Below are 6,569 nucleotides of genomic sequence, written 5' to 3'. Positions count from 1 at the left end.
AGGAGCTTTTCCTCAATTGCTTTGATCCGTGCGGAATCTGCTGGGTCTCGTTTAGCCACAGTAGTCATTATGGTTTATCTCCTTGATGTGAAGGAAGTCCCTCACACACAAACCATTAGACACTCTCATTGTTGATCCTCCGCAACGCTATAGCGTGCATTGCGCGCTCGACTTCCTCCCAGAGGTGTCCCTGGCGGAGTACTTCCGCGCTCTTACGCAGCGCACCAGAATCCTGGTAGCAGGAGGTCCTGCGGCGCCGGATGGCATTGCGTTTCCTGCCACGGATTCAGGGGAACTCGGCCTCGATATCCCGACGGATTACCTGACCATCACTGTCGGGGTCGGAGCCGCGCTTTTCGACGATCGTTTTGGGTTGAGCAAGCTCAAACCCGCGCACCTAGTGCAGATGGAGCCTTTTGCGGATGATTCGCTGGTTGACTCATCCTGCCACGGCGACATCATCCTTCAGATCTGCGCAGACGAGAAAGACACGGCCTTGCATGCGCTGCGCGATATTCTGCGGCACACGCGTGAGTTCGCCACGACGCGCTGGCTGCAAAATGGATATCAGAATGAGCCGCGGCCCACGGGGACACAGCGCAACCACTTGGGCTTTAAAGACGGAATTGTCAATCCCCATCAGGATGACTTTGATTCCCTGGTGTGGGCAGGCAATGACGAGCCGGCGTGGGCGGCAGGCGGAAGCTATATGGCGGTGCGCTTGATTGGGATGCTCACCGAGTTTTGGGACCGGATTTCAATCGCGGAGCAGGGGCAGATCTTTGGCCGCGACCGCTACACTGGCGGACCGCTGACCGGTGGGGATGAGTGGGCGGCGCCGGATTACACCGATGACGCGGTGGGAGATGTCATCCCGACCGATGCCCACATCCGGCTGGCGAACCCACTCACGCCCGATACTGCTGATCAGCTCATGCTGCGGCGTTCCTATAACTATGACAACGGGCTGCGCCGCAATGGAAACATCGATGCAGGCCTGGTATTCGTTGCCTTCCAACAGGATCTGAAGCGCCAGTTCATCACTGTTCAAAAGCGCCTTGAGGGCGAGCCCTTGGCGGACTATCTGCGTCCTTTCGGCGGCGGCTACTTCTTCATGCTGCCTGGACTCAAGGACGAGTATGACTACTTTGGCCGTTTATTGCTGACACAGCAGTAGGCGGCTAGAGGCCCGGCGTGGAATCGGCGACCGCGGAAAAGAGTCTCAGCTGCGAGGCGCGCGCCGTGGCGTAGCTGGCGACCGCACGCGGATCGGGTTCGATGATGCGGGATTGACCTTCCGCAAGTACACCCGCTGCGCCGAGCAGCGAGGCGTCGACTAGCGTGGGCGCAACGATGGTGCGCCCGGTGACATCAGCCAGAATCTGCAGCCAAAGCTGTGAGTTCGCGCCGCCGCCCACCACGGGCAATGCAGCGGCGCTCGCAGTCGCGTCTCTGCTCATTGCGTGGGACAGGAACAGGGCAACTCCTTCGAGAACTGCCTTGTACATGTCTGCCGGCGCGTGGGTGGAACGCAGCCCGGCTAGGGCCACCCCAGCGGCATCGGCACGCACGGGGAAGCGCTCGCCGTGCAGGGAGGGGATCGAGCTAATCCCGCTCCAGCCGCGCGGGCGGGTGGCCAGTAGTTCCTCGGCCGCGTCGTGCGAAGCCCCGCCCAAGAAGGCCACCCGGGCCCAATCCGCGGTGCCAGCGGCTGAGAGGAGCGCCGCTATGGCCAGGGTTGTGCCGCCGGGCAAAGCAAGCACGTGAAAAGCCCCCGGCCACTGTGGTCTTTCCTCACAGATCTCGGCGTACCAACCGGAAGTTCCCAGGTAGATATAGCCACGCCCGGGTTCATCGCCGATGATGCCCAGTGTTGTCGTCGCCGCGTCTCCAGGCGCAAGGAAGAAGGAAACGCCCGGGGTAATGCCGTAATCATTGGGGGCGACGGTGCCCAAGAGGCCGTCGGAAAGCATAGGCAGCAATGCCATATCGATGCCCGCCGCGTGGGCTACCTTCTCCGACCATGCGCGGCGATCCAGATCCAGCAGACCAGTAGTCGAGGCAGTCGTGGAATCTACGTGATATCCCAGACCCAACGCGTGGGCGATAAACCCGCTCGGGCCAAAGAGCAGGTGGGCGGTGCGCTCGGGGTGGGATTCGGCGAACATGGCAGCGTTGGAGGTTGCGCCCTGCTCGTTGCCGGTAATCTGCTCCCAATCTGGGACCAGAGCGTGCAGCCGAGCAGCGGCGGACGTCGCTGAGGTGTCGCTATAGAGCCGCGCCGCGCCCAAGACGTCGCCGCCACTGTCTAAGCAAATGAGGTCCTGCATCTGCCCCGTAATGGAAACAGCCTCGTAACCGGGCAGGGCCGCGGCCACCTGGCGAAGGGCCTCAAGCCAGTCCTGCGGCCTTTGGGTGTGGTTGCGGGTGGGATACGGTGTCTGAGCGCTGTCGACGATGGTGGATCCGAAAAAGAGGGCGCCTTTGAGTCCGGAAGTGCCGAAGTCGAGTGCGAGGGTGAGCGAGGCCATAGTGGCAAGCCTAGTCGCCAAAGTGACAATAACTGTCGATCACTCCATGTAGTCTCGATGCACATAGACAGGAAGGACGAGTGAAGGACAAGCTTATGACCACCCCGCAGGAACCCTACCGCAAAGCTCGCAAGCCACGCCTAGGACAACAGCTTCCACCGCTGCCCGTGATGGCCACGCAGGTCGGGGGAAGGGCGGTGTCTGATATTTTTCTGGAGCGCGGGCGCGCGCTGCTTCCTGAGCTGCAAGAAATCCGCCGGGATCTGCATAAGCACCCCGAGGTGGGCCTGGAAATGCCGCGTACCCAACGCGCTGTCTTGGATGCTCTCGAGGGGCTACCTCTCGAGATTCATCGCGGACAAGATCTCAGCTCGGTCGTGTCTGTTTTGCGGGGAGGCAAGCGCGGGGACCGCCCCGTCTCTGTGCTGCTGCGCGCGGATATGGATGCACTCGAAGTCCGTGAACAAACGGGGGATCCTTTTACTTCGGTCAATGAGTTCATGCACGCTTGCGGCCATGACTTGCACACCGCTGGCCTCATTGGCTCGGTGCGCTTGCTCTGTGAGCTGCGTGAGGAGCTCAAGGGCGACATAATTTTCATGTTCCAGCCGGGAGAGGAGAGCCCCGGTGGTGCTGAGCCCATGATTGAAGAAGGAGTGCTCGACGCCGCCGGGCGCCGGCCCATTGCCGCCTATGGTTTACACGTCGGCCCACAAGATCGCGGGACATTCCACCACGTTGCGGGCCCCATGATGGCCTCATCTTCCAACCTGAGCATCACCGTGATGGGCAAGGGCGGGCACGGCTCGCGCCCGCATGACGCGGCGGATCCGGTTGCGGCCTTGGCAGAGATTCAGATGGCGATGCAAGTAGCGCTTACCCGGCGCTTCGATGCCCTAGAGCCTATCGTCATTACGGTTACCACGCTGCGGGCGGGGGATGGGGCCTTCAATGCGATTCCGGATAAGGCCATGTTGGGCGGAACTGTCAGGGTGTTGCGTGACGAGAAGATCGAGGCCGTGCGCCAGATGATCACCGAGGTGGCCTCTTCAGTGGCCGTGTCGCATCGATGCACCGCGCACGTTGACTTCGAAGTCCTCTATGCGGCGACGAAAACCAACCCCCGCGAGAATCAGTTCGCGGCGACATTGTGGTCGCAGATGTTCGGTGCGGAAAACGTCATGCCGCTGCGTGCGCCCATGATGGCCTCCGAGGACTTCGGATCCGTCTTGGCCCAGGTGCCGGGGACTTTCATGTGGATGGGAACGGCCAACCCGGCCACCCCGGAACACCTGCGGGAGTGGAACCATTCGCCGCTTGCCCGCTTCGATGATTCGATGCTGGGCGAGCAGGCTGCGGCGCTTGCCGCTGTGGCCTTCGAGCGGCTGGCGACGGAGGACGCGCATCCCTCGCCCTCAACACGGGCCATGCGGGCCGGTACTGCAGCGGCCCCCGCAGCGGAAACGCAGGGAGCTCCAACTACTGAAGGTGCCCCTGTAATCAACTAGCTACCTGGGGCAGCGGCTCTCTTAGCGGCGACGGGTTGGCCACGGACTAATGGCGGCGGCCAGCCCCAACACTGCCACCGCAAGCAGCACTATGGTCGGCGCCAGCCAATATTGCGGATAGTAATAGAGCGTATAGCCGGCCACGCGAACATCCGAAAACTCGATAGCCAGGGCGATGGGTAGCCACCACAGCTTGATCACGGCGAGCGCTGCGCCTATCAGCCCGGCGGCAAGGGCACCTCGTTTGCGGAAGGCTCTGCACAGCACTGCCAGCCCCACGAGCGTGACCCCCAGCAGCGTCAACGCCAAGAGGAGTGGAGTCCGCAGCGACAGCGGCGATCCCTGGAGGAGAAACTGGTGATCGATCTCGTGCTGTTCAATGAGGGAGTATCCCTCCAGCACCACCTCGCTGGGTATGCCCATGAGCCTTTAGTCCTTGTCGTGAGGATCCGGATGTTCTGAATCTGAATCGGAATCAGAATCTGATTGAGACTTTGTAGCCTCTTCTTCCGGATCATAGCCATCGGACCACTCGCCCGTCTCAAAGTCGTAGTCGACCTTCTCGCCCTCCTCGTCGGTGCGCTGGTACCACTCGGTATAACGATCTGCGGCGGAGTCGAAGTCAGAGCCTGCGCCTCGGCCATCGGAGGCCTGCTCGACGGAGAGCTCGAAATCATCGCCGTGTTCTTGGATACCGCGGACGACAGCATTCTCCACGGCCGTGCGCGCGTAGGTGCGGCGAATGAAAGCGGGGTCGGAGCGCAGGTCGACGACGAAGGAGACCATCATCACCATCAGCACCAAGCAGAACGGCAATGCGGAAAGAATAGTCAGATTCTGCAGGCCGGAGAGGACTTCCTCACCACCGGTAAGCAGCATGACGATGGCGATGCCCATCATGCAGATACCCCAAAAAACCACGACGGCCTTGTGCGGGGTGGGGTCTCCCTTGGAAGACATGGTTCCCATGACGATGGAAGCAGAGTCCGCCGACGTAACGAAGAAGATGCCCAGCACGGCGATGAGGATGAAGGGCGTAATAGTGCTCAGCGGGAGCTGAGCGAACACGTTGAACAGCACCTCCTCGCCAGAGGCCGAGCCATCGAAACCTGGACGATCCTCGCGATTGAAGTTGATGGCGGTTCCGCCGAATACCGTAAAAGCCATGATGAGGATGAAAGTGGGCGCGATGATGGTGACCAGGGTGAACTCACGCAGAGTGCGCCCACGCGAAATGCGGGCCACGAACATACCCACAAACGGCGTCCAGGCAATCCACCATGCCCAGTAGAAGGCAGTCCATACAGACTGGAACTCGATGGTCTCTTCGCCCCAGGACAAGTCCTTAGACATCATGGGAAGGAACTCATCGAGGTAGGTCAGGATGCTCGACGGAATGAGGTTGAGAAGCAATAACGTCGGCCCGCAGAGGAATACAAGGACCACAAGTCCTAGAGTCAGCGTGATGTTGATATTGGAAAGGTAGCGCACTCCACGGGCCACTCCGGACACCGCGGAAATGATAAAAGCGCAGCCCAATAGAGCGATGATGATGATAAGCGTGGTGTTGGTGACCGCACCCGCTCCGCGAATGATTGTCACGCCTTGTCCGATCTGCACTGCGGAGAGCCCCAAGGTGGCTGCGGTACCGAACAACGTGGTGATCAAAGCCATGATGTCGATGGCTTTTCCGAAAGGTCCATCGGTGTCACGGGAGCCGAAAAGCGGCTTGAAAATAGAGGAGATTAAGGGAACTCGGCCACGGCGGTAGGAAGAATAGGCAATGGCGCCACCGACGAGGGCATAGGCGGCCCAGGGCGAGAGACCCCAGTGGTAATGGGCTTGCGCAAGCCCGGAGTGCAGTGCTTCAACAGTGCCGCCCTCAACAGTATGAGGGGGCGGGGTTAGGAAGTGGCTCAGCGGTTCTGAAGGTCCGTAGAAGAAAATGCCCACGCCGATTCCGGCAGCGAACATCATAGCGATCCAGCTAAAGCGCCCAAACTCTGGTTCTTCATCATCGAGGCCGAGTTTGATACGGCCCAGACGGGAAAAGCCGATGTACGCCATGGTGATGAGCGCGAACATCATGGTGAGGTTGAGCAGCCAACCTGCATCCGTGATTGCCCAGTCGAAGGCCACCGAAGCGGCGTTCGCAACGCTATCGGGCATGGTGACGCCCCAAGCAATGAAGGCGAGGATTGCAGTCGCGGCGACGGTGAAGACTATCTTGTCGATCCGAAAGTCATTCCGTTGCTCTTCAACGCTGATGCCGGGGACGAGGCCTGGGTGCATGTTATGCGGATACAGCCCAACCGAGCTGTCGCGCGTCCGAGATTTGAGAGATTCCTTGTAAGTCTTGCCACGGGGTGGGGTGGGACTCTGCGTCACGTTTTCCTTAACCTGCTGGTCAAGTCCTTTTGAGTGGTGTATCCGCCAGCGGTTGACTCAGCGATGAACTGACCGCTGACGGAACAGGATTCCTTACGCCACCAGAGCCTCCTGACCGTCACCGACAACGACGCCGACGCCG

5 protein-coding genes are annotated in these 6,569 nt (G+C 60.5%); 2 read left to right on the top strand and 3 right to left on the bottom strand.

Annotation, left to right across the window (positions count from 1 at the left end; genetic code table 11):
* Positions 1-127: 127 nt before the first annotated feature.
* Positions 128-1,177, top strand: a complete 1,050-nt coding sequence (locus F4V60_RS08885) for a Dyp-type peroxidase (RefSeq protein WP_084559182.1) — start codon at positions 128-130, stop codon at positions 1,175-1,177.
* Positions 1,178-1,181: 4 nt separating this feature from the next.
* Here F4V60_RS08885 and F4V60_RS08880 read toward each other — a convergent pair whose 3' ends face one another.
* Positions 1,182-2,531 carry an FGGY-family carbohydrate kinase gene (locus F4V60_RS08880; RefSeq protein ID WP_075730251.1) on the bottom strand — a complete coding sequence of 450 codons (1,350 nt, stop codon included), beginning with the start codon at positions 2,529-2,531 and terminating at the stop codon, positions 1,182-1,184.
* A 95-nt stretch (positions 2,532-2,626) separates the two neighbouring features.
* Between F4V60_RS08880 and F4V60_RS08875 the strand changes: the two genes are divergently transcribed.
* The gene (locus F4V60_RS08875; RefSeq protein WP_075731260.1) at positions 2,627-4,039 is read left to right on the top strand and encodes a M20 metallopeptidase family protein; all 1,413 of its coding nucleotides are present in this window, start codon (positions 2,627-2,629) and stop codon (positions 4,037-4,039) included.
* Positions 4,040-4,060: 21 nt separating this feature from the next.
* Here F4V60_RS08875 and F4V60_RS08870 read toward each other — a convergent pair whose 3' ends face one another.
* Complete coding sequence (locus F4V60_RS08870; protein ID WP_075730250.1) at positions 4,061-4,462, bottom strand: hypothetical protein; 402 nt, start codon at positions 4,460-4,462, stop codon at positions 4,061-4,063.
* Positions 4,463-4,468: 6 nt separating this feature from the next.
* Positions 4,469-6,331 carry a BCCT family transporter gene (locus F4V60_RS08865; protein WP_075731258.1) on the bottom strand — a complete coding sequence of 621 codons (1,863 nt, stop codon included), beginning with the start codon at positions 6,329-6,331 and terminating at the stop codon, positions 4,469-4,471.
* Positions 6,332-6,569 lie beyond the last annotated feature (238 nt).

The sequence above is a fragment of the Corynebacterium flavescens genome (assembly GCF_008693105.1).
GTDB classification, from domain to species: domain Bacteria; phylum Actinomycetota; class Actinomycetes; order Mycobacteriales; family Mycobacteriaceae; genus Corynebacterium; species Corynebacterium flavescens.
This window is presented reverse-complemented; position numbering and strand designations above follow the sequence as displayed.

Excerpts from the sequence above, each read along its gene's own strand:
- F4V60_RS08880 (WP_075730251.1), bottom strand. The coding sequence starts at position 2,531 with ATGGCCTCGCTCACCCTCGCACTCGACTTCGGCACTTCCGGACTCAAA.
- F4V60_RS08875 (WP_075731260.1), top strand. The coding sequence starts at position 2,627 with ATGACCACCCCGCAGGAACCCTACCGCAAAGCTCGCAAGCCACGCCTA.
- F4V60_RS08870 (WP_075730250.1), bottom strand. The coding sequence starts at position 4,462 with ATGGGCATACCCAGCGAGGTGGTGCTGGAGGGATACTCCCTCATTGAA.
- F4V60_RS08865 (WP_075731258.1), bottom strand. The coding sequence starts at position 6,331 with ATGCACCCAGGCCTCGTCCCCGGCATCAGCGTTGAAGAGCAACGGAAT.